This window comes from Christiangramia sp. OXR-203 (assembly GCF_034372165.1).
In the GTDB taxonomy this organism is placed as follows: domain Bacteria; phylum Bacteroidota; class Bacteroidia; order Flavobacteriales; family Flavobacteriaceae; genus Christiangramia.
In genome coordinates this window covers 166,315-187,400 of record NZ_CP139698.1, presented here as the reverse complement: position 1 = coordinate 187,400, position 21,086 = coordinate 166,315, and the positions used below count along the sequence as shown (strand labels likewise).

The following is a 21,086-nucleotide window of genomic DNA, read 5'->3' as shown; positions in this document are numbered from 1 at the left end:
CCTAAAATGAATACGTGGGTTCTAAAGACCTCATCTACCGTTGTAAGCAAAACGAAAGAAAAGCTCAGGAAGAGCTTTACAGGCTCTATTCCCCCAAGTTGTTTGGGGTATGCCTGAAATATTCTGATAACTATCAACAGGCGGAAGATAATTTGCAGGACGGGTTTGTGACCATTTTCGAAAAGATTGGTCAGTTTCAGGATAAAGGATCTTTTGAGGGTTGGATGAAACGTATTCTTATCAACACATCACTGCAACAACACAGACAACAAAAAGTTTACGGCATTACCAACGAAGAAGATCTGCAGGAAGATGAAATAGAAATTGAAACAGAAAATATTTCCGTGGACTTCCTCTTACAATGTGTACAGGAATTACCAGACAGATATAGACAGGTATTTAACCTGTATGTGCTGGACGGCTATTCTCATAAAGAAATTTCAGATTTATTAAGTATCACTGAGGGAACTTCGAAATCAAACCTGGCCAGAGCCAGAACTTCTTTAAAGGAGAAAATTGAATTGGTACAGAACTCAAAAGCGGTGAAATCATCATGAAAGAGAAAAAGAACATAGACAGGATCTTTCAGGAGAAGTTCAAGGACTTCGAGAAAGAACCATCTCCTAGAAACTGGGAGAAAATATCGGCACGGCTGGATGCCGGAACACCACCGGTTGCTAAAAAGCCGGTAATTCCACTCTGGCTTAAATTTAGTGCTGCAGCTGCAATTTTAGCCTTAGTAGCCACGGGAATCTGGAAAATGAATCTTTCCACTACGGAAGTTTCAGAACCTGGATTTGTGAACGAATCGATTGAAACGGGAGCAGAAAACAATGAAAGTATTGATCAGGAATCTCCTTCAGAAGAAAGAATAGTGAATGAGGATAAGAACAATCAAAAAGAACAATCTGGTGCCGCTTACCATAACGGACAAAAAACTAATAACAACTCTGAAGAAACAAGCAGTTCTAATGCAGCAATTGCTGATAAAAACAGCAATACCACAGCTGAAGATCAAGAATATCTAGATGATTCGGGAAGAAATGAATCCCAGACCAATCAAAGATCAAAAGAAGATTCCCGTTATACTCATCACGAAAATGGTAATAACAATTCAGAAGAAAATAATTTAAATAATAAATATCGTACCTCAGCAACTACATCTCTCACCAACGAAGCAATAACTTTGACCGATGAAGATGCAAAGAGAAATACCGTAGAAAGTATATTCGAAAACTACTGGAATGAAAGAAATCCTGAACTTTCTGATGAACTGCTAAGTACTGCTATTTTACAGGATACTTCCTTAAACCAACTCGAAGAGTTATTAGCTGCAAAAACTTCCGAAGAAAATAAAGAAAACGAGGAGGATGAAAACCTCAACCAGAAAAATCTTCGTCTGTCAACATTTGCCGCACCCGTTTTCTATGCTAATCTTGGGGATGGAAATGAACTTTCAAACCAGTTTTCAAACAATTCCACGAATGCTGAAGTTACCTTTTCATACGGTGTTAAGCTGGCTTATGATATCGCGAAAAATATCAAGATTAGAACTGGAATCAGCAAAGTGAATATGAGTCAGAACATTGCCAATGTATCTTATAGCCCAACGGCAATGAATCCAGGCTTTGAAAATATAAATTCTACGGAAGACAACATCGAAATTAGGGTTGAGTCTCCTAATGATAGTGGTCTACCTAGTTTTGGCGGAAATAGTGATAACAGCAACGGAAGTATTATTTCTCCAACTGTATTCACTCCTGGAGAGATCAATCAGCAATTTGGGTTTATCGAAGTTCCGCTGGAAGTGGAATACGCTTTGGTTGACGAACGCTTTGGACTAAATCTCATTGGTGGTGCAAGTGGACTTTTCCTTGACCAGAACAGTGTGGATCTTGTAACGGCTGAGTCCAGGACCAAACTTGGAACAGCTTCCAATATCAATAAAACAAGTTTTAGTACGAATGTTGGGATTGGGGTGGATTATGAAATTAGCAACAAAATAAGCCTTAGCGTAGAACCTATGATGAAATACCAGGTCAACACTTTTAATAATGTTGATAATGTACGTCCAGTTAATTTCGGGGTTTACTCAGGGATTAGCTATACTTTCTAATAAACCGAAGGATCTACCAGCTCATCATGAATAATATTGAAAGTCGAGTTTTTGATTTCCTTTCTATCGGTCATTTCAAGGCCAAGGGTAGGGATAAAATGATGGATCCTGACTCTTAACTTCCCGGGGCTGCCCGAAAGGAATCTATATGAAAATCTTCTTTTCGAATCATGAAATGTGATGGGAACGATTGGAATCTGATGTTCAATGGCCAGTCTAAAAGCTCCTTCTTTAAATTGATCCAGCACGACCGAATGATCATCTGGCACTCCACCTTCAGGAAATATGCAAATTGAATTTCCTTGTTTTAATCTTCTTTGTGCTTCCAGAAATGCAGCTTTCCGGCTTTGCTGGTTCTTCCGATCCACCAGGATACAGGTACGCTTATAGAAGAATCCGAATACAGGGATTTTACTCAGTTCCTTTTTTCCTATAAAAACGAAAGGTTGCTTCATAATGACCAGCATCTGCATAATATCAAGCATACTGGTATGATTCGCCACCAGCATATAGCTTTTATGTTTTTCAGGAATTTCTTCAGCTTTAACTTTAACCCAGAAACCCATTCCGTAGAGGATACATTTTGCCCATATACGGGAGCAAACGAAATACTGAGGGTAAAACTTTTCAGAAGTGGTGAAAACGATCAAAACGGGAAGCATTATCACAATTGGTACGATCAGGAGAATATAGAACCAGATTCTCCATAAAAGGATGCCTGCCATTTTGATGTATCGCATGCGTCAAAAGTAGTAAAATGAAAGGAAGGAGTTCTATAAAAAATTTACCTTTGCAGGAAAATTCGAAAAGTCCATGTCAAGAATACTTACAGGAGTACAGAGTACAGGAACCCCGCATTTGGGGAATTTACTAGGTGCCATCATGCCCGCCATTAATATGGCGAATGATCCTAAAAATGATTCCTTTATTTTTATTGCAGATCTGCATTCGCTTACCCAGATCAAAGATGCCGAGACCCTACGTCAAAACACTTATTCTGTAGCAGCGACATGGCTTGCCTGTGGACTAGATATTGAAAGAAGTGTTTTTTATCGCCAGTCTGATATCCCGCAGGTTGCTGAACTTTCCTGGTATCTAAGTTGTTTCTTTCCGTTTCAGAGGCTAACCCTTGCGCATTCATTTAAGGATAAGGCAGATCGTCTTGAAGATGTGAATAGTGGTTTATTTACCTATCCTATGCTTATGGCGGCCGATATTCTTCTTTATGACGCTGAAATTGTTCCGGTAGGGAAAGATCAATTGCAGCATATCGAGATGACCCGGGATGTTGCTTCCCGCTTCCACGCAAAAATGGGCGATGTATTTGTAATTCCTGAAGGTAATGTACAGGAAGAGACCATGTACATTCCTGGAACTGATGGTGCGAAAATGAGCAAATCAAAAGAAAATACGATCAATATTTTCCAGACCGATAAGAAGCTAAGAAAGCAGATCATGGGAATTGCTACAGACAGTACTCCGCTGGAAGAACCAAAAGATCCTGATACCTGTAATGTATTTGCCCTTTATAAGATTATGGCTTCTGAAGAGCAAATAGTTGAAATGAGGAAGAACTACGAAGCAGGTGGCTATGGTTACGGTCACGCCAAACAGGCATTGTTCGAACTTGTTCGGGATAAATTCGCTGAACCACGTGAGAAGTACGAATACTATATCAATAATCTGGAAGAAGTTGACAAAGCACTATCGATTGGAGCAGAAAAAGCTAAAAATGTAGCGAATGAAGTACTGGCTAAAGTTAGAACCAAATTAGGTTACTAAGCCTACGCGATCTCAAATAACTTACCAGGGAGTGGTCTTACCGCTCCCTTCAATTCCATACTCAGTAATAATGACGCCGTTTTAAAAGTTGGTATTTTACACTGAAGTGCCAGCAGATCCAATTCAGTTTTTCCCTGAAGTTGCAACTGGTCATATAAGAGTTGTTCTTCTGCTCCAAGATCAATAAATAATTTCTTCTGAACTGGTTTTAGATCATTTTCATTATTCCGCCAGTTAAGCATATATGCAATATCTGCTGCGGAAGTAAGTACTCTAGCATTCTGACTTTTAATTAGTTCATTACAGCCTATACTTGACTTGTCTCCCGGTCTACCCGGCACAGCAAAAACCTCTCTATCATAGGAATTAGCAATATCGGCCGTTACCAATGCTCCTCCTTTTTCGGCACTCTCAATTACTACAGTAGCTTCGCTCAAGCCGGCAATGATCCGGTTTCTTTTCAGGAAATTATTACGATCAAAAGTATCGCTACTCCAGAAATCGGTAAAAAACCCTCCGTTCTCCTCCATTTCGGTCATATACTTTTTATGAGCTTTTGGATAGATCTGGTTCAGTCCGTGAGCCAGGCAGGCTACGGTTTGTAGATTATTCCTGATGGCTGCTTTATGAGCCGTAATATCGGTTCCGTATGCAAATCCTGAGATAATAACCGGTTCTAAAGGTGCGAGATCTTCTATAAGCTGTTCGCAATAGGAGATTCCATGTGAACTGATCTGTCGAGTCCCAACGATACTGAGAATTCGCTTCCTGTTGAGGTTTATGGTTCCACGGCTAAATAACAGCAGGGGCGAATCCTGGCAATGTTTGAGCTTTTCAGGATAGCTATCTTCTTTGAAATAGCTTACGCTAATCTTATTCTTGTGAATAAAACCAAGTTCCTTTTCAGCTTCCTTCAGATGCATTGGGTTCTCAATTTCACTGATCCTGGTCTTCCCAATACCATCAATTTTCAATAGACTAGACTTTTTTTCTTTAAAAACGTTTTCCGCAGAACCAAAATGTCTTATTAATTTTTTAGCTGTGCTATCTCCCAGATTTGGAACATGTTGCAGTGCCAGGGTATACAAAAGTTGATCAGGTTCCATTCAGGATAATTTGACGAAATTTACAGAAAAAAACATTTGTTAATAAAATTTGTTTAGGTAACTTTAACTAACTGTCTTTAACCTATATTTTTGCACTCGATGAATATTTCCAATTACATACAGGACCTGCTTTACCGTTATGAATGTGTAGTTCTTCCCGGTTTTGGTGCCTTCCTGGCCCAGAAGCAATCAGCTTTTATCGATGAAAATTCCAATGAGTTCTTTCCTCCAAAAAAGGTGATCTCATTCAACAGGCAGCTTATCAAAAATGATGGGCTACTTGCAAATTATATTGCTGAGGTCGAGAATGTAAAATATCAGACTGCAAATAACATGATCCAGGAGTACGTATATGACCTGGAATCTTCTTTACAAAATGCTTCTAAAGCCAGGCTCGAGAATATTGGAGAGCTTTACCTGGATAGTGAGGATAAACTGCAATTTGAACCTGTTACGAATGTAAACTTTCTCACGCAGTCCTTTGGTCTGGATACTTACAAAGCCTTGCCGGTTAATAGAGAGGCTTACAAACAACAGGTATCAGAACTTGAGGAAAAAGCCCCTATTACTTTCACTCCTGAAAGCAAGCGATCATCCATTTGGAAATATGCCGCGATTGGCCTAATAGCCCTTGGAGTTTCAAGTTTTGCCGGACTTAACATTTACAGCAGCCAGGTTACAAAACATAATATTGCTGAACAGCAGGAGGCAGAAACTCAGCTTCAGGAACAAATACAACAGGCAACCTTTGTAATAGACAACCCACTACCAGCGGTTACTTTCGAAGTAGAAAAACAATCTGGGAACTATCATGTTGTTGCAGGAGCATTTCGAGTTGAAGAAAACGCACAAACCAAAGTTGATGAACTTAGAGCAGAAGGTTTCAAAGCCCGATTACTAGGATCTAATAAATATGGCCTTCACCAGGTAGTTTATTCCAGTCATCAAACCAGAAGAGAGGCGATCAATAAACTTTATGCGGTTAAGAAAACGAATGATGCAGCCTGGTTATTGGTTCAGGAACTGTAATTTAATAGTTCGTTAACTGCGAAATTACCGCTAACCTCCCTATTTTTGCAAAAAATCTTACATGGAGGCTAAATCACCTAATGAATCTCGTACTACACTTACAGATCTTGTTTTACCCAGTGAAACGAATCCGCTGAACAATCTTTTTGGTGGTGAACTACTGGCAAGAATGGATCGTGCAGCCAGTATCGCCGCAAGACGTCATAGTCGTAGGATCGTAGTAACTGCTTCAGTCAATCACGTAGCTTTTAATAAAGCGATTCCTTTAGGAAGTGTTGTAACCGTTGAGGCAGCTGTTTCAAGAGCTTTTAAGAGTTCCATGGAGATCTTCATTGATGTTTGGGTGGAAGACCGTGAAAGTGGTCGTAGAACAAAAGCAAATGAAGCAATTTATACTTTTGTAGCGGTAGACGAAACCGGAACTCCAATTCAAATCCCACAGCTAGAGCCGGAAACTGATCTTGAAAAAGAAAGATTTGCCGCTGCCTTGCGCAGAAAGCAATTAAGTCTTGTGCTTGCTGGTAAAATGAAACCTAGTGATGCTACTGAACTTAAGGCTCTTTTTGACAAAGATTAGTGCGTGATAAACCGCACCCCTGCTCTTATACTCAATAAGTTTGCGTTACCAAAATAATCATTCAGCTGTTCGGTGACTTTAATATTCATAAAATCTCTTCTAAATTCACTTCCCAGGAATATTCCGAAGAAATTATTGATGCGATAACTGATTTTTGGCCCCCCCCAAATACTGGTGGCCGAATCTCTAAAGTTCGTTCCAAATTTTGAATCATGATAATAGCCGGTAGAACCAAATCCAGCAATTAGATCCAGATATAGACGCTCGGTAAATTCATAAACATAAGCACCCTGAACACCGAATGTAAAGATTTTTGTGTTCTTGATGTCACCAATATTTTCAGGCTTGACTATCTGCGTATTTATATTCAAAAATCGAGTTCCTATGTACCAGTTCTTATGGAGATAAAAGTCGGCAGTAAGGCCGGTTCCGGTTTTGAGATCATAAGCATCCTTTAAAAAGTTATCTCCTATTGCTGTAAACATGCTAAGTTCCGGATCCAACTGTATACGATTGAAATGATGTGGAGAAAATTTTGTGCTGTCCTGCTCCTGTGCTTTCAAAGAAACAGTTGAACAAACAACCAGCACTATTATGAGCCTAAAGATCGATCTCATAGCTTTCATCGATTTCGTTCACCTCAAATTCATAAATATATTCTTCCTGAGCGCTTTGTAATTTTAAATAAACAGTAGAATTATTAGTGGTGGTGACTCTTAAAGTATCAATCTGATTTTCAGAACTCAGAAAGGATTCCCGGGTTGTATATTTCGAAGCCAGGTCTAAATCATCGTAAGAGCTTAATTCATTCCAATCTTCAATACCAATTCGTACTGAAGATGCTTCAGACCTCAACGTATAATAAACATCTGAATTATGCCGAATGATTATGCTCGTTTCTATGATTTCTTTCAGCTCAAATTCACCAAGATCCAACAATGTTTCCTTCCTGCTGAATGAAGAATCACAAACTGTAAAACTCTGCAACCTTCGATCATTAGAAGTATTTTTAATATCCAGGCACAAAATTTCAGGATCAACATCCAGAGAGACCATAGAAATATCACCGTTTTCATCACTTACAACTTCAGAAAGTGTGCCCTGTCCCCGGCTTAAAAAACCATTGATATCTGTTTTTGTACTTACCCGGATTCCCTGTAAAGCATTGCCTTCAGGAGTTACAAATTTTCCCTGTACCAGAATTCGTTTATTATTTTCTATAGAAACAGGTGTACATCCCTGTAGTAACAGTAGCATAAACACTATAAACGCACGCGTGTAACCAAATTTTTCTGAACTCATAGGTTAGATTCTATTCACTAGATGCTTTCAAACCCATAAGGTTGCGTTGAAATTACATTCTATAGATCCATCCTGCCGGATCCATTTTTTGATCGTTCTTATACAATAGAAAATGCAGAGTCGTTTTCCCGGTAGTTCTACTGGTTGCGATCTCTCCTATCTCCTGCTCTGTCCTTACCGTGTCCCCTTTTTTCACAAAAACGTTCTCAAGGTTGTTATAGATCGTAATAAAATCACCGTGTCTAACCATCACCGCTTTATTCGCACCTTTCACCGCCTGCACTTCGCTAACAGTTCCATTAAAAACAGCACGCGCCTTTCCACCTTTATCAGTATCAATTCGTACTCCATTGTTATTAACCATTACCGAACTTACTACAGGATGTGGCTGTTTTCCAAACTTCATCGTCACCACACCAGATTTCACCGGCCAAGGCAATTTTCCCTTGTTATTATTGAAATCAGTCGCCAGTGCTTTCGCTTCCGGAGTAAGTTCATAAGTACTTCTTGAGCTTGAACCGCTCTCTTTATTTGCATTGGCAATGGATTCGCGAATCATTCGATCGATCGCCCTGTCGATTTCGTCGATCTCTCTCTGTTTGCTTTTTAACTGACTCGCAAATTCACCTTCACGTTTTTTGATCGTGGAAACAAGTTCTTGCTGAGATTTTCTATTTTGTTCTAACTGAGCCCTGGTTTTTCTATTTTCAGCAATTAGTTTCTGCTTTTCTTCTTTTTGCTGAACCAACCTGGAATTCAATTGTTGCAATTCTATCGTATTAGCCTTGATCTCTTCTCCTTGCTGTTTACGATAATTGGTATACTGCTTCATATACTGAATTCGTTTATATGCCTGCAGGAAGTTCTGAGAAGACAGCAAGAACATCACCCTGCTTTGCTGAGACTTGCTCTTGTAGCTTTTCTCGATCATTCGGGCATAATCTTCCTTAAGCTGTTCCAGTTCCTTTCTAAGCGCACCAATTTTATTCGTATTGGTCGTAATTTCCCTTGTGAGCAAATTCGCCTGCTGGTTGGTTAGTTTTATAAGATCTTCGGTGCTTTTTATTTGTTGTCCAAGATCTTCCACCTGTACAAGCACCGAGCGTTGCTTCTTCTGGTTGGAAATTCTAAGCTCATTGATCCTGGTGATCTCATTTCTAAGCTGAATACGCCTTTTTTCCAGTTCTTCACGATCTGTTTGGGCATAGCTAAACTGCATACCACCTAAGCAAAGCAGTAGAATAATCAATACATTTGAAGCCTTCATTCTAATCATTTCAAGCTTATTTCTTCGTAACCAGAGGGGATATCGAAAGGAAAACTAACTTCCTCATTGAAATTGATGCTTCTGTAGGTAATTTCAATATTGGTGCTGCTTCCTCCTTCATTGGCGATAATACGAATCTCCTCAGGAAAGACAATACCATCTACCACCTGGTAATCTGAATAGGTAACCGTAAGACTTCTGTTTTCTGAAACCTGTGCCAGTTGCTGAGCCGCTGCTTTCAAAGTACGACTATCCAGCAGGAACATTTTTTTCATATCAGCAGATTCTTCTTCCTGAACGAACTGAAACCCTCTTGGAGATTGTGTGAAATCATATTCTTCAGTACGAAGATCATAGATCGCCTGCCCGATCAGCAGATTCTGAAGTTTTTGAAAATCCAGCGGAGTCCCAAGGAAATCACTAACTAACCTGAAGTCACCATCAAAATAACTCTGAGTCACCTTTTCATAATAGCTCACACTATTTGGTGTGATATAAACTTTAGCAACAGGAAAACCGAGAATACTCGCACTCATCCAGATCGCCTTGTCCTTTTCCATTCTAAAACTAAGGTTTACAGATTGTGTTTTTTCATCGTCCTGGTACACTGCTCTTAATTTCCCGGAAGCGGTCTTATAATCGGCTTCTTCAGCATAGTGCTTTTTAATAATGGAAACAGCTTCTGTGTTCTTTGTAACGATTTTTCCGGCACGACGGGAACTTCCGCAGGAAGCTATAATTACCGCCATAAATACCAGTGTTACTATTCTTCTAATCATCAATTTATTTCTTTAAGTAATTCCTCCGCTTTAGCGCGATATTCATTCGCCAATCCTGCATTATTCATACCATGATAGCTAAAAGAAAGCTGTGCATAGAAATCGGCTTCCATTCTAATATCATCGACCAGGTAATCCAGCCCATCCTTCAAGCTGCTTTCAGCCTGCTCAAACTTTTCAAGTTTGTTAAGAGCAACCCCTTGAAATAGGTATAAAACAGGTTGAGAAGGAAAATTTTCCAACGCCTGTGCGCTCAATTCTCTAACGTCTTCATATTTCTGAAGATCAATTTGTAACAACAGTGTATTCCTGGTAAGTTCAAAATTGGTAGAATTCTTCTTTATTCCCAGTTCAAAATACCGAAGTGCATTTTTCCGATCAGCTTTTTTTAGATAGAATTGTCCCAGTTTTTCATACAAACCCGGTGTATTCTCGATTTGAGTGAGTTTTTGAGCAACTTCTACCAGACGGTTTTCATATTGAGGATTATCCTGTACAAAAATCAGGAAGTCATTGAGCACTTTGAATTTAGACTCAGCATCGATTTCTTCACTTTCAAATACAATTTCCATGGAAGCAATAGCAGCTTCAGGCTCCTGTTTTTCGAGCTGAAATTTATAGAGTGCAAGATGAGCCAGAGAAGAACCGGGATTACTTTCCAAAAGTTCATTGGCAACATTATACGCTTCTTCATCCTCACCCTGCTCACTATACATGTAAATTAGGTTGAGATAATTTTTTTCCAGCTCAGGGTTAGCGGCAATACTTTGCCTTAAATTCTGAATTTGAGCATCGGTATTATTGGTCCTCGCATAGATCTGCCGGCGTAACGAGTTTCGATAGGAATTTGCACCTAAGTCCTGATCCAGTTGATCGATAAGTTGTAATGCATTGTCGTAATCTTCATTGAGCAAATACAAATTAGCCAGGTCCTCTTTATAATCAGAATCAAAACTAATAAGCTTTTGCACTGTGGAAATTGCACTATCAAAATCACGAGTAGCGGCATAAGTCTCGAAAAGTGAAACAAGTATAGCTTCCCGTTTGGGTTCTAATGCTGTAGCCTTCTGAAAATTTTCAATAGCTGCCGGAAATTGCTGAAGTTCCCGATAATTCTTCCCAAGTTCAAAATAAAGCACCGCGTTGTCTTCAGAAATTTCTGAAGCTTTACGCAGTGCTATGATCGCTTTTTCATAATTCTCGATGCCTTTTTGTTTGAGGGCTTCAAAGAACAGCTCCTGAAACTCATCATTCACAAGACCGAGATCATCCTGGTTCACATCTTCAAATGGACGTTTATCATCCTGTGCCTGCACAGAAAGTATAAACCATAACATAAGAAGTAGGCTCCCGGATGTACGCATAAAAGTTATTCTAAAACGGAGTAATCACCGATGCTGATCTGGGTAAATTCACCATCAAATCTGGCAAAGTTTCCAATCATTGCGTTATCAAGTTTTGCATTTTTTACTTCAGCAAAGGTCTGGATAAGACTGTTCTTGATAGTACTGTTTTCAATTTTGGTTCCATCCCCAATAGATACATTAGGTCCAATTTTAGCATTGATCAATTCAACATTTTCACCAATATAACAAGGTTCGGTAATTTCAGAATCTTTGATCTTAACTGAGTCTGCCATTAATTTCTCTCCATCCTGATGAAGGAAATTCAGCATTCTACCATTGGTTTCCACGGTAACATTTTTGTTTCCACAGTCCATCCATTCATCTACTTTCCCTGGAACAAAACGGAGTCCGTTTTTACGCATTGCTTCAATCCCATCGTTGATCTGGTACTCCCCACCTCGGGTTAGCTTTGCATCCAGAACATTCTGAAGTTCATCTTTTAAAACTGCTACATCCTTGAAATAGTATATCCCAATAACCGCAAGATCTGAAACAAATTCCTCAGGTTTTTCGACAAGATCTGTGATCTCGTTATTGTCATTCAGCTTCACCACACCGTAAGCTGATGGATTCTCAACTTTCTTCACCCACATTACTGCATCTGCAGATTTATCCAGGTTAAAGTCGGCTTTAAAAAGTGTATCGGCATATGCAACCACCGCAGGACCGCTAAGAGATTCCTTCGCACACATAATCGCGTGTCCGGTTCCAAGTGGTTTATCCTGGTAATAGATCGTTCCTTTAGCGTCCAGACTTTCGGCAATCTTTTTAAGATCTTCCTCCACCTTTTCTCCAAAATCTTCTCCAATGATAAATGCAACCTCGTCGATCTTCTCATCAAGAACCTTTGCAATATCTTCTACCAGTCGGTGAACGATTGGTTTTCCTGCGATAGGAATTAAAGGTTTTGGTACAGTCAAAGTATGTGGACGAAGTCGTGAACCACGACCTGCCATTGGTACAATAATTTTCATTTTATAGCTTTTTTAATTATTCTTTAAATATGGGCTAGTTATTTCCTGTGCTTCCAAAACCTCCTGCGCCCCGGGAAGTTTCTCCAAGAATGTCTACTTCTTCCCAGGAGATCTGTTCGTGTTTAGCGATGACCATTTGAGCAATACGCTCTCCATTCTGGATCTCAAATGCTTCATTGGACAAATTTACAAGGATGACACCAATTTCACCTCTATAATCGGCATCGATTGTTCCTGGTGCATTGAGTACCGTAATCCCTTTTTTGGCCGCAAGACCACTTCTTGGTCTCACCTGGGCTTCAAAACCCAAAGGAAGTTCAATAAAAAGTCCTGTTTTTACAATGGTCCTTTCTAAAGGTTTCAGCGTTACCGGCTCATCGATATTAGCTCGAAGATCCATCCCTGCAGAAAAATCGGTTTCATAATGCGGCAACTTGTGTGCCGACTTATTGATCACTCTTACTTCCATGTCTTAGGATTGTATAATTCTTAAAATCTGGTCTTTTTCAAAATAGTAAATGACACCCATAAATATCAATAATAACGGGATTCCCACGAAATAATTTCCCCGGAAAAAGTAAAATGAGATTATTGAGAAGGTAATGGATACCAGAAGGTAAGCTCCTATTCGAGTCATATCGTAAGGAACCTTATAATATTTTCTTCCGTAGTAATAAGAAAGTATCATCATCAAACCATACGCAGCAAGTGTTGCGATGGCAGAACCGGTATAACCTATCTTCGGAATAAGGTATAGGTTGAGAGTAATCGTCACGGCAGCTCCAGCCAGAGAAATATAGCCTCCAAATTTCGTGCGATCTGTTACCTTGTACCAAACTGAAAGATTGTGGTAGATACCAAGAAAAAGGTTCGCCAATAAAATTAAGGGAACGATTTCCATAGCCTCCCAGTAAGCTGAATCTTTAATGATCAAAATCTTTAAAAGATCGGCAAAAACGATCACGCCCAGCAGGATCAAGGATCCAAGAATGACAAAATAGTTGGTGATACGGGCATACGTTGTAGTAGCATTCTCTTCTCCGGAATGGCTGAAAAAGAATGGCTCTATTCCCAATCTAAATGCGGTTGCAAATAAAGTCATGAACATGGCAAGCTTATAACAGGCCGAATACGCTCCAATTTGTTCACGTGCTATATCCTGTGGTAATAGCCGGTCAAGCAGAATTCTATCAAAAACTTCATTTACTGAAAAGGCAATTCCTGCGATCAGAATAGGAAATCCATAAGACAGCATCTTACGCCAGAGTACCGAATCAAAAGTGAAAGAGATTCTGAAGTAAAAAGGCAGCATGAGCAAAAGCGTAAGTCCGCTTGCTACCAGGTTGGAAATAAATACATAACTGATCTTAAAATCCTCTACATAAATACTTCGGAAGAAGCTATGTTCTTCTGCCAGATCTTTAAGGTACACCAGGAAAAAGACATTCAGACCAAGGTTAACAGCAACATTGAATATCTTGATAATCGCGTATCTCATTGGTTTTTCCACAGCACGCAGCCAGGCAAACGGAATTATTACCAGGGCGTCCAGAAGTAGGATCCAGATCGCAAGTTCTATGTATTTCAGAGGAATATTGGTAACCTCTACAATAAGATCGCGGGTAAGATAAGCTACTAACGTAAACAGCAGTGAAGTGATCACCAGGGACCATCCAGAGGTGCTTAAAACACTATTGGGATTTTCGCTCTTATTATAAAATCTGAAAAATGCCGTTTCCATACCATAGGCAAGGATGACATTGATCAAAACGAAATAAGCAAAAATAACCGATATTTCACCGTACTCTTCTTTCGGTAAAATATCGGTATATAAGGGAACTAAAAGGAAACTTACCATCCTCGGCAAGACAGTAGCAAGGCCGTAAACGAAAGTTTGCTTAAAGAGATTTTTTATAGTACTCAAAGGAGCCGGTTGGTTTGCTACAAATATCTGAATTTAAATAACAAAACCGCTCTGGCTACTCTTCCTTTTCCACAATTCCAGTAAGCTTGTAGAATTTGGTTTTCTCATTCTGTCCAAATACCAGAATGGCTTCATCCTGATCTATTTTAAACGGACTCTCTTCTGGCATCTGAGGCATTTTATTACCGTATTCCTTTTTAGGGTCTACATCCATCACCAAATCTCCTCCTCCTACTCTAAAGTTGGCTATGTAGGTATTGGAATTCTCTTCGCTCTTAACAAGAGGCGACTTCATACCGTGGAAATAAACAGCTTGCAGATCTACACGCTCCTCCTGAATTACTGAAACTGGAATATTTAGCTGGATACCTTCTGAAGTGTATGTATAATAAACGTCAGCGAATTGAGCAGGTGCTCTTTCCTGAAGATCTTTATTACTGCCACAGGAAGCAAAAATGCTTAATACCAGAATACCGGTCATAATTAGTAGTGATTTTTTCATAATGTTGATTTTTAAAGTTGAAGATATAAAAACAAAAGCTGTACCAAACAAAAAATGCCCTCCATTTGGAGGGCATTTCAAATTATATTTAATAAGCTTATCCGTTCAAAGCTTCAGCTCCACCAACGATCTCAAGGATCTCATTGGTAATAGATGCCTGTCTTGCTTTGTTATAAGATAATTTAAGATCATCTCTAAGTTCCTTGGCGTTGTCTGTCGCTTTATGCATCGCAGTCATACGTGCGCCATGTTCAGAAGCAAAAGAGTCTCTAAGAGCCTTAAAAAGTTGCATCTTCAATGACTTTGGTATAAGATCTTTAACAATCTCAATTTTCGATGGTTCGAAAATATAATCCAGTTGCTTTTCAGATTCCGTTTCAAATCTTTCGATTGGAAGGAACTGCTCATCTATCACGATCTGAGTTCCGGCATTTTTAAACTGGTTATAAACAAGTTCGATCTTATCGAATTTCCCATCAACGAAAACCTGCATAAGTTCTTCAGCAATTGCAGAAACATTCTCGAAAGAAAGATCATCGAAAATAGCGTTATCGTTCTTGTAAACCTCAAAGGTTTTCTTCAGAATATCATTACCCTTTTTTCCAAGAGTTAGAAGTTCTACTTCTGTATTTTGATAATCTGCAGCAACCTTACTTTTTACCTTTTTGATGATATTGGTATTAAAAGCACCGGCCAGACCTTTATTAGAAGATATAGCTACGATGAGTACTCTTTTTACTTCGCGCTCTTCAGCAAATTTGCTGTTCGCATCATCATCCAGAGTAGCACTTAAATCCTGCAGCAATTGTGTTAACTTTTCAGCATAAGGTCTCATGGATGTAATTGCATCCTGAGCCTTGCTCAACTTAGCAGCCGATACCATTTTCATGGCGCTGGTGATCTGCATCGTTGAGGAAACCGAAGTAATCCTGCTACGTAATTCTTTTAAGTTTGCCATTTTGTTTTAGTATTGAGTATTGAGTAGTTAGATGTTAGAAACTACTCAATACCTATATAATTTTCAATTGTAAATACTTCAATTAAAGATCTAAAATCTTCAATCTATGTACTCAATACTATTTCTTGTATTTCCCTGAAAGCTCTTTAGCAGCCTTAGTCAAAGTATCTGTTACTTCATCTGTAAGTTTTCCTGCTTTAAGAGTATCCAAAGTATCTCTATGCTTAGAATTCAAGTAATCCAGATATTCTAATTCAAATTCTTTTACTTTCTCTACCGGTACATCTCTAAGTAAGTTCTTAGAACCAGCGTAGATGATCGCGATCTGGTTTTCTACCGGGTAAGGATCGTTTTGTCCCTGCTTTAGGATTTCCACGTTACGCTTACCTTTAGAGATCACACTCATCGTTGATGCATCAAGGTCGGATCCAAACTTGGCAAATGCTTCAAGTTCACGATACTGAGCCTGGTCAAGTTTTAATGTACCTGCAACCTTTTTCATCGACTTGATCTGAGCGTTACCACCCACACGAGATACTGAAATACCCACGTCAATCGCAGGACGTACACCCGAGTTAAATAGATCTGATGTTAAGAAGATCTGACCATCTGTAATCGAAATTACGTTGGTTGGAATATATGCTGAAACGTCACCCGCCTGAGTTTCGATAATTGGAAGTGCAGTTAAAGATCCACCTCCTTTTACCTTGTCTTTCAAGCTATCTGGAAGATCATTCATTTGCTTCGCGATATCATCATCGGCAATTACCTTCGCTGCACGCTCAAGAAGTCTTGAGTGAAGGAAGAATACATCCCCAGGATATGCTTCACGTCCTGGTGGACGACGAAGTAAAAGAGAAACCTCACGGTAAGCAACTGCCTGCTTGGAAAGATCATCATAAACGATCAATGCAGGACGACCTGTATCTCTAAAGTATTCACCAATCGCCGCACCGGCAAATGGAGCATACACCTGCATTGGAGCAGGATCTGATGCATTTGCAGCAACAATGGTAGTATATGCAAGCGCACCTTTATCTTCAAGTGTCTTGGCAATAGCAGCAACGGTAGAGGCTTTCTGCCCGATCGCTACATATATACAGAATACCGGCTCACCGGCATCGTAAAATTCTTTCTGGTTAAGAATGGTATCAATTGCAACCACAGTCTTACCTGTTTGACGGTCACCAATTATAAGCTCACGCTGTCCTCTTCCTACCGGTACCATAGCATCGATAGATTTAATACCAGTTTGCAATGGCTCAGTTACAGGCTGACGATAAATTACTCCCGGAGCTTTACGCTCAAGAGGCATTTCAAATGTCTCACCTTCAATTGGACCTTTACCATCAATTGGAGCTCCAAGAGTATCAACCACACGGCCAACAATACCTTCACCTACATTGATAGAAGCAATTCGCTGAGTTCTTTTTACTGTAGAACCTTCTTTGATCTCTTTTGCAGGACCTAAAAGTACTACCCCAACATTATCTTCCTCAAGGTTTAGAACGATTCCTTCCAATCCACTCTCGAACTGAACAAGTTCTCCATATTGAGCGTTTGCAAGTCCGTAGATGTTCGCAATACCGTCACCAACGGTTAGAACGGTACCTACTTCATCAAGAGAGGCCTTGGATTCAAAACCTGATAATTGTCGTTTTAATATTGCTGATACTTCAGCAGGATTTACTTCTGCCATAATTATTCAAGATAAAATGGTACGCACCAGGCGCACCTGTTTTAATTAAATTTTTGAAACGTATGTGTTGTCTTTTAATTGTCTCTTTAGTCTGTCCAGGTTTCTGGCTACGCTTGCATCATACTGCAAGTCACCAACTCTAAGAACAAAACCACCAATAATGCTCTCGTCGATCACATTCTCAAGGATCGCATCATTACCTGTAAGTTCCTTAACCTTCGCCATGATAATTGTTTCCAGCTCAGCATCCAACGGAATTGCCGTGGTTACTTTAGCGTGCTGAATATTGTTCATAGCGTTGAACATCATCGTATACTGCTTTGCAACGATGTGCAAAATATTAATACGATCATTGTCAAGTAGCATATCCATAGCACCAACAGTAACACCATTAAGACCCTTAAAGATCTCAAGCAGCGCGCTCTTTTTAATGCCTTTTCTAACCACCGGACTCGTGAGCATGTTCTCCAGATCACCACTGTTCTTTACAGTAGCAGATATGGTTTGCATATCACTGTTTACAGCTTCCGCCGAATTCTTATCCTTTGCCAGTGAAAGGATCGCTTTTGCGTAACGTTGTGCGGCTCTGTTCCCTTTCATATTTTAGTTTAACTTAGCATCGCTCAGCATCTTCTCGATCATCTGGCGTTGTTCGTTCTTACTTGATAGTTCTTTACGCACAACTTTCTCAGCAATTTCTACTGAAAGCTCTGCAACCTGATTTTTAAGTTCAGCAAGAGCAGATTGTTTTTCAAGTTCGATACTCTTTTGAGCATCTGCAACAATTCTGTCTGCTTTAAGCTTCGCTTCTTCAGCTGCTGAAGCGATCGTTTTTTCTTTCAACTCACGTGCTTCTTTAAGGATAGCATCTCTTTCTGCACGAGCTTCTTTCATCAATTGCTCATTATCAGATTTAAGATTCTGCATTTCCTTACGAGCATTTTCAGCTGAAGCCAACGCGTCGTTGATAGACTGTTCCCTATCTCTTACAGAATTAAGGATAGGTCTCCAGGCGAATTTTGCCATAAGAAACAAAAGCACCAGAAAGACGATCGTTTGCCAGAAAAACAAGCCAAAATCGGGAGTGATTAAATCCATATATAACTAAATAAAATGTTCTTAAGTAATCATTAATTAAGATCTGTTCGTAACCAACCGTTACGAACAGATCTTTTTAAATTCAGGACTATGCCGGTACAGTAAGTACCCCTAGCAAAGCAGCTACCACTCCAAAAAGTGCAACACCTTCTACAAGTGCAGCAGCAATAATCATAGCAGTCTGGATTTTCCCAGCAGCCTCTGGCTGACGTGCGATAGCATCCATGGCAGAACCACCAATTTTACCAACACCGATAGCGGCTCCAACAACTGCAAGACCAGCTCCTAAAGCTGCAAGTCCAATGTGTAAATACTCCATAATAATAGAATTAAATAATTAAAATTAATGATGTTCATGTTCCTCAACTGCCATCCCGATAAACAGGGCAGACAGCATTGTAAAAATAAACGCTTGTAGGAATGCTACTAACAATTCCAGTACTGTTATAAATAAGGCAAACGGAACCGAAACTCCGGCGATACCTGCATTTTCTAAGATAAAGATCAACCCGATCAAACTCAGGATAATAATGTGCCCTGCCGTGATATTCGCGAATAAACGAATCATAAGCGCGATAGGCTTAATAAATACCCCTGCAAGTTCCACGACTGCAAGAATTGGTTTTACAAAAGTAGGAACTCCCGGCATCCATAATGTGTGCTTCCAGAAATCCTTATTACCATTGATTAATATTAAGGCAAGTGTAAATAAACCAAGTGAAACGGTTACAGCAATATTACCGGTAACGTTTGCAGCTCCTGGTAACAGACCAAGTAAGTTAGTGATCCAGATAAAAAAGAATACCGATAATAAGAAAGGCATGAATTTCATGTATCTCTTTTCTCCTAATTGTGGAATCGCGATATCATCTCTAACAAAAATCACAAGTGTCTCAAGAATATTATTAAAACCTTTTGGCGCATGTGCATTCTTTTTATGATGTCTGGCCAGGCTTGTGAAAAACAACAGCATTAAGATCACTGTAAGCAGCATAGCCGCAACGTTCTTTGTAATAGAAAAATCCCATGGTTTAGAAGCGTTTACCGGATGCTCCTCAGCGTCAAGCTCCACAGCGGTTGCACCATCATTAAGCCTGTAAATATCCTCATGAAGATTTACAAAACGCATTCCGTCTTTTTCAACTACATGATGACCTTCAGTATCATGGTGAAATTCACTAGACATAAAAGTTACCAGACCGTTTTCCGTATAAAGAATAACCGGTAAAGGCAATGTATACGAGTTGTCTCCGGAACCAAAGAAATGCCAACCGTGAGAATCACCGATATGATGCAAAATCATCTCTGTTGCGTTAAACTCTTCTTCAGCTTCCTGAAGATCGGAATGCTCCTCTCCGTGCTCCTGAGCAAAGGTAAAGGCTGGGAAAATGGCTAAGGCCAATGTAAAGTACAAGCTAATCACTAAAGATTTCTGTGCTATCATACTACCTGATCTACTTAAAATTGTGGGCTCTAAATTTCCGTGCAAAGGTATACTTTTAATTTTTATCTGAAAGAAGCAGTTATATTTTTTTTGCCTGTCCTGCGATTTTATGATTTTACTGAAAGTCAGCAGTTTATTTCAGGTTTATAAGCTTTACAGCGTAAATAGTTTCAAAAACAAGAAAGATAAAATAAGGTATAAAAAATGCGATTAAGCTCTGAAATGGATTAAGCGTCCCATTCAGCATCATAGGAAGCAAAAACAAAACTGCAGCGAGCATCTTAAAAAGACCGCAACCCATAAAGGCAAAACCAGTTTTATCGCTAAAGTTTTGCTGTACAAGAACCAGTAAAATGTATACAATGAGTGTTGCTATGAACTGGAAAGCATAGATTGCAAATGTAGAATAATAAAGTACGGGCTGGAATAGATGGTTAACCAGTGCAAACTGTATTAGCAGGCAAATGATAAAAAAAGGAATAAATACTTTGAGGAAACCTAAGATCTTTTGTTGCATTATTCGTCTTCGTTCAGATTTTTGACCTCTCTGTAAACAAGGTAAAGTGAGATAAACACCCCGGCAAGAGATAGAGAAATTGTATATACAGAAAATTTGTTCGGAAACTTGTTGTCAAGCCAGATGCCCGCGAAAACTCCGGCAGCTATGAGAAGCCCCATTTGAAAGGCTATATTTATAAAACCCAGATACTTGTTACGCTGATCGTTTTTCATTTTTCGCTTTAAGAGGTTTTATACCTCCATTCATTTCACAGGTCGCATTAAATACTGCTCCCGTTTCTACCGCAAGTTTACCGGCGATCACTTCTCCTTCAATATGAGCCGTACCGCGGAGACTAAGTACGTCTTTTACCAGCAATTTGCCATTAAAGTTTCCTTCAATATCTGCGCTATCACATTCCAGAGTACCATTTATCACTCCGCCTTTACTTATTACAACCTTTCCGGTAGTCTTAAGACTACCTTCTAGCTTGCCTTCTATTCTGAAGCATCCTTTTCCAGAGACCTCACCGGTTATAATTGTTCCTGCTGCAATACGATTTTGCTCACGCTGATCTGCAGAGCTTCTGGACTTTTTGGTATCTGAAAACATAATAGTAGTGCT

25 protein-coding genes are annotated in these 21,086 nt (G+C 39.5%); 5 read left to right on the top strand and 20 right to left on the bottom strand.

From position 1 onward, the window contains the following. Nucleotides 1–14: 14 nt before the first annotated feature. Together T8I65_RS00910 and T8I65_RS00905 are read left to right on the top strand one after the other, a co-directional pair. Nucleotides 15–557 carry a sigma-70 family RNA polymerase sigma factor gene (locus tag T8I65_RS00910; protein WP_322301643.1) on the top strand — a complete coding sequence of 181 codons (543 nt, stop codon included), beginning with the start codon at nt 15–17 and terminating at the stop codon, nt 555–557. Further along, nucleotides 554–2,116 carry a hypothetical protein gene (locus tag T8I65_RS00905; RefSeq protein ID WP_322301642.1) on the top strand — a complete coding sequence of 521 codons (1,563 nt, stop codon included), beginning with the start codon at nt 554–556 and terminating at the stop codon, nt 2,114–2,116. Before T8I65_RS00910 ends, T8I65_RS00905 begins: the two co-directional genes overlap by 4 nt. On the opposite strand, the gene T8I65_RS00900 is transcribed toward T8I65_RS00905, so the two are convergent. Then, the gene (locus tag T8I65_RS00900; protein ID WP_322301641.1) at nt 2,113–2,856 is read right to left on the bottom strand and encodes a lysophospholipid acyltransferase family protein; all 744 of its coding nucleotides are present in this window, start codon (nt 2,854–2,856) and stop codon (nt 2,113–2,115) included. The two genes, T8I65_RS00905 and T8I65_RS00900, sit on opposite strands and share 4 nt — an antisense overlap. Before the next feature lie 73 nt (nt 2,857–2,929). On the opposite strand from T8I65_RS00900, the gene trpS reads away from it, so the two are divergent. Beyond that, nucleotides 2,930–3,898, top strand: a complete 969-nt coding sequence (trpS, locus tag T8I65_RS00895) for a tryptophan--tRNA ligase (RefSeq protein ID WP_322301640.1) — start codon at nt 2,930–2,932, stop codon at nt 3,896–3,898. Nucleotides 3,899–3,900: 2 nt separating this feature from the next. Here the strand turns inward: trpS and dprA are convergent, their stop codons facing one another. Beyond that, the gene (gene dprA, locus T8I65_RS00890) at nt 3,901–5,004 is read right to left on the bottom strand and encodes a DNA-processing protein DprA (protein WP_322301639.1); all 1,104 of its coding nucleotides are present in this window, start codon (nt 5,002–5,004) and stop codon (nt 3,901–3,903) included. A gap of 99 nt (nt 5,005–5,103) precedes the next feature. Here dprA and T8I65_RS00885 point away from each other — a divergent pair, with 99 nt between their 5' ends. After that, on the top strand, nt 5,104–6,033 hold the full coding sequence (locus T8I65_RS00885; RefSeq protein WP_322301638.1) for an SPOR domain-containing protein: 930 nt from the start codon (nt 5,104–5,106) through the stop codon (nt 6,031–6,033). 61 nt (nt 6,034–6,094) lie between these two features. Further along, nucleotides 6,095–6,610 (top strand): acyl-CoA thioesterase, encoded by a 516-nt coding sequence (locus T8I65_RS00880; RefSeq protein ID WP_141876468.1) that lies wholly within the window; start codon nt 6,095–6,097, stop codon nt 6,608–6,610. On the opposite strand, the gene T8I65_RS00875 is transcribed toward T8I65_RS00880, so the two are convergent. The 18 genes from T8I65_RS00875 to T8I65_RS00790 all read right to left on the bottom strand — a co-directional run bounded on the left by T8I65_RS00875 (nt 6,607) and on the right by T8I65_RS00790 (nt 21,074). Beyond that, nucleotides 6,607–7,227, bottom strand: a complete 621-nt coding sequence (locus tag T8I65_RS00875; RefSeq protein ID WP_322301637.1) for a hypothetical protein — start codon at nt 7,225–7,227, stop codon at nt 6,607–6,609. The two genes, T8I65_RS00880 and T8I65_RS00875, sit on opposite strands and share 4 nt — an antisense overlap. Continuing rightward, entirely contained in the window at nt 7,211–7,912 is a 702-nt protein-coding gene (locus T8I65_RS00870) for a hypothetical protein (RefSeq protein ID WP_322301636.1), read from the bottom strand. The genes T8I65_RS00875 and T8I65_RS00870 overlap by 17 nt, the downstream gene beginning before the upstream one ends. Before the next feature lie 52 nt (nt 7,913–7,964). Next, nucleotides 7,965–9,179: a murein hydrolase activator EnvC family protein gene (locus tag T8I65_RS00865; RefSeq protein ID WP_416173222.1), complete on the bottom strand. Its 1,215-nt coding sequence runs from the start codon at nt 9,177–9,179 to the stop codon at nt 7,965–7,967. Nucleotides 9,180–9,184: 5 nt separating this feature from the next. Then, a complete protein-coding gene (locus T8I65_RS00860; RefSeq protein ID WP_322301634.1) occupies nt 9,185–9,958 on the bottom strand; it encodes a DUF4292 domain-containing protein in 774 nt (257 codons plus the stop codon). Beyond that, nucleotides 9,958–11,322, bottom strand: a complete 1,365-nt coding sequence (locus tag T8I65_RS00855; protein ID WP_322301633.1) for a tetratricopeptide repeat protein — start codon at nt 11,320–11,322, stop codon at nt 9,958–9,960. The genes T8I65_RS00860 and T8I65_RS00855 overlap by 1 nt, the downstream gene beginning before the upstream one ends. A 5-nt stretch (nt 11,323–11,327) precedes the next feature. Continuing rightward, complete coding sequence (locus T8I65_RS00850) at nt 11,328–12,338, bottom strand: sugar nucleotidyltransferase (protein WP_322301632.1); 1,011 nt, start codon at nt 12,336–12,338, stop codon at nt 11,328–11,330. A gap of 34 nt (nt 12,339–12,372) precedes the next feature. Beyond that, a complete protein-coding gene (dut, locus tag T8I65_RS00845) occupies nt 12,373–12,807 on the bottom strand; it encodes a dUTP diphosphatase (RefSeq protein ID WP_322301631.1) in 435 nt (144 codons plus the stop codon). Between the two features lie 3 nt (nt 12,808–12,810). Beyond that, a complete protein-coding gene (locus tag T8I65_RS00840) occupies nt 12,811–14,262 on the bottom strand; it encodes an oligosaccharide flippase family protein (RefSeq protein WP_322301630.1) in 1,452 nt (483 codons plus the stop codon). 55 nt (nt 14,263–14,317) lie between these two features. Further along, nucleotides 14,318–14,764 (bottom strand): hypothetical protein, encoded by a 447-nt coding sequence (locus T8I65_RS00835; protein WP_322301629.1) that lies wholly within the window; start codon nt 14,762–14,764, stop codon nt 14,318–14,320. Between the two features lie 97 nt (nt 14,765–14,861). Then, the gene (gene atpG, locus T8I65_RS00830; RefSeq protein ID WP_322301628.1) at nt 14,862–15,722 is read right to left on the bottom strand and encodes an ATP synthase F1 subunit gamma; all 861 of its coding nucleotides are present in this window, start codon (nt 15,720–15,722) and stop codon (nt 14,862–14,864) included. A gap of 118 nt (nt 15,723–15,840) precedes the next feature. Beyond that, complete coding sequence (atpA, locus tag T8I65_RS00825) at nt 15,841–17,421, bottom strand: F0F1 ATP synthase subunit alpha (RefSeq protein WP_322301627.1); 1,581 nt, start codon at nt 17,419–17,421, stop codon at nt 15,841–15,843. Between the two features lie 45 nt (nt 17,422–17,466). Continuing rightward, a complete protein-coding gene (gene atpH / locus T8I65_RS00820) occupies nt 17,467–18,021 on the bottom strand; it encodes an ATP synthase F1 subunit delta (RefSeq protein WP_322301626.1) in 555 nt (184 codons plus the stop codon). Between the two features lie 3 nt (nt 18,022–18,024). Further along, nucleotides 18,025–18,519, bottom strand: a complete 495-nt coding sequence (locus T8I65_RS00815; RefSeq protein WP_026913618.1) for a F0F1 ATP synthase subunit B — start codon at nt 18,517–18,519, stop codon at nt 18,025–18,027. A gap of 88 nt (nt 18,520–18,607) precedes the next feature. Continuing rightward, nucleotides 18,608–18,838 (bottom strand): ATP synthase F0 subunit C, encoded by a 231-nt coding sequence (gene atpE, locus T8I65_RS00810; RefSeq protein ID WP_026913619.1) that lies wholly within the window; start codon nt 18,836–18,838, stop codon nt 18,608–18,610. 24 nt (nt 18,839–18,862) lie between these two features. Then, complete coding sequence (atpB, locus tag T8I65_RS00805) at nt 18,863–19,963, bottom strand: F0F1 ATP synthase subunit A (RefSeq protein WP_322301625.1); 1,101 nt, start codon at nt 19,961–19,963, stop codon at nt 18,863–18,865. Between the two features lie 133 nt (nt 19,964–20,096). After that, the gene (locus T8I65_RS00800; RefSeq protein WP_322301624.1) at nt 20,097–20,480 is read right to left on the bottom strand and encodes a hypothetical protein; all 384 of its coding nucleotides are present in this window, start codon (nt 20,478–20,480) and stop codon (nt 20,097–20,099) included. After that, a complete protein-coding gene (locus T8I65_RS00795; protein ID WP_322301623.1) occupies nt 20,480–20,695 on the bottom strand; it encodes an AtpZ/AtpI family protein in 216 nt (71 codons plus the stop codon). The genes T8I65_RS00800 and T8I65_RS00795 overlap by 1 nt, the downstream gene beginning before the upstream one ends. Continuing rightward, nucleotides 20,676–21,074 (bottom strand): polymer-forming cytoskeletal protein, encoded by a 399-nt coding sequence (locus T8I65_RS00790; protein WP_322301622.1) that lies wholly within the window; start codon nt 21,072–21,074, stop codon nt 20,676–20,678. The genes T8I65_RS00795 and T8I65_RS00790 overlap by 20 nt, the downstream gene beginning before the upstream one ends. Nucleotides 21,075–21,086 lie beyond the last annotated feature (12 nt).

What these genes read in the sequence shown, in the direction of transcription:
- T8I65_RS00905 (WP_322301642.1), top strand. Translation starts at nt 554, where the DNA reads ATGAAAGAGAAAAAGAACATAGACAGGATCTTTCAGGAGAAGTTCAAG.
- T8I65_RS00900 (WP_322301641.1), bottom strand. Translation starts at nt 2,856, where the DNA reads ATGCGATACATCAAAATGGCAGGCATCCTTTTATGGAGAATCTGGTTC.
- trpS (WP_322301640.1), top strand. Translation starts at nt 2,930, where the DNA reads ATGTCAAGAATACTTACAGGAGTACAGAGTACAGGAACCCCGCATTTG.
- dprA (WP_322301639.1), bottom strand. Translation starts at nt 5,004, where the DNA reads ATGGAACCTGATCAACTTTTGTATACCCTGGCACTGCAACATGTTCCA.
- T8I65_RS00885 (WP_322301638.1), top strand. Translation starts at nt 5,104, where the DNA reads ATGAATATTTCCAATTACATACAGGACCTGCTTTACCGTTATGAATGT.
- T8I65_RS00880 (WP_141876468.1), top strand. Translation starts at nt 6,095, where the DNA reads ATGGAGGCTAAATCACCTAATGAATCTCGTACTACACTTACAGATCTT.
- T8I65_RS00875 (WP_322301637.1), bottom strand. Translation starts at nt 7,227, where the DNA reads ATGAGATCGATCTTTAGGCTCATAATAGTGCTGGTTGTTTGTTCAACT.
- T8I65_RS00870 (WP_322301636.1), bottom strand. Translation starts at nt 7,912, where the DNA reads ATGAGTTCAGAAAAATTTGGTTACACGCGTGCGTTTATAGTGTTTATG.
- T8I65_RS00865 (WP_416173222.1), bottom strand. Translation starts at nt 9,179, where the DNA reads ATGAAGGCTTCAAATGTATTGATTATTCTACTGCTTTGCTTAGGTGGT.
- T8I65_RS00860 (WP_322301634.1), bottom strand. Translation starts at nt 9,958, where the DNA reads ATGATTAGAAGAATAGTAACACTGGTATTTATGGCGGTAATTATAGCT.
- T8I65_RS00855 (WP_322301633.1), bottom strand. Translation starts at nt 11,322, where the DNA reads ATGCGTACATCCGGGAGCCTACTTCTTATGTTATGGTTTATACTTTCT.
- T8I65_RS00850 (WP_322301632.1), bottom strand. Translation starts at nt 12,338, where the DNA reads ATGAAAATTATTGTACCAATGGCAGGTCGTGGTTCACGACTTCGTCCA.
- dut (WP_322301631.1), bottom strand. Translation starts at nt 12,807, where the DNA reads ATGGAAGTAAGAGTGATCAATAAGTCGGCACACAAGTTGCCGCATTAT.
- T8I65_RS00835 (WP_322301629.1), bottom strand. Translation starts at nt 14,764, where the DNA reads ATGAAAAAATCACTACTAATTATGACCGGTATTCTGGTATTAAGCATT.
- atpG (WP_322301628.1), bottom strand. Translation starts at nt 15,722, where the DNA reads ATGGCAAACTTAAAAGAATTACGTAGCAGGATTACTTCGGTTTCCTCA.
- atpA (WP_322301627.1), bottom strand. Translation starts at nt 17,421, where the DNA reads ATGGCAGAAGTAAATCCTGCTGAAGTATCAGCAATATTAAAACGACAA.
- atpH (WP_322301626.1), bottom strand. Translation starts at nt 18,021, where the DNA reads ATGAAAGGGAACAGAGCCGCACAACGTTACGCAAAAGCGATCCTTTCA.
- T8I65_RS00815 (WP_026913618.1), bottom strand. Translation starts at nt 18,519, where the DNA reads ATGGATTTAATCACTCCCGATTTTGGCTTGTTTTTCTGGCAAACGATC.
- atpE (WP_026913619.1), bottom strand. Translation starts at nt 18,838, where the DNA reads ATGGAGTATTTACACATTGGACTTGCAGCTTTAGGAGCTGGTCTTGCA.
- atpB (WP_322301625.1), bottom strand. Translation starts at nt 19,963, where the DNA reads ATGATAGCACAGAAATCTTTAGTGATTAGCTTGTACTTTACATTGGCC.
- T8I65_RS00800 (WP_322301624.1), bottom strand. Translation starts at nt 20,480, where the DNA reads ATGCAACAAAAGATCTTAGGTTTCCTCAAAGTATTTATTCCTTTTTTT.
- T8I65_RS00795 (WP_322301623.1), bottom strand. Translation starts at nt 20,695, where the DNA reads ATGAAAAACGATCAGCGTAACAAGTATCTGGGTTTTATAAATATAGCC.
- T8I65_RS00790 (WP_322301622.1), bottom strand. Translation starts at nt 21,074, where the DNA reads ATGTTTTCAGATACCAAAAAGTCCAGAAGCTCTGCAGATCAGCGTGAG.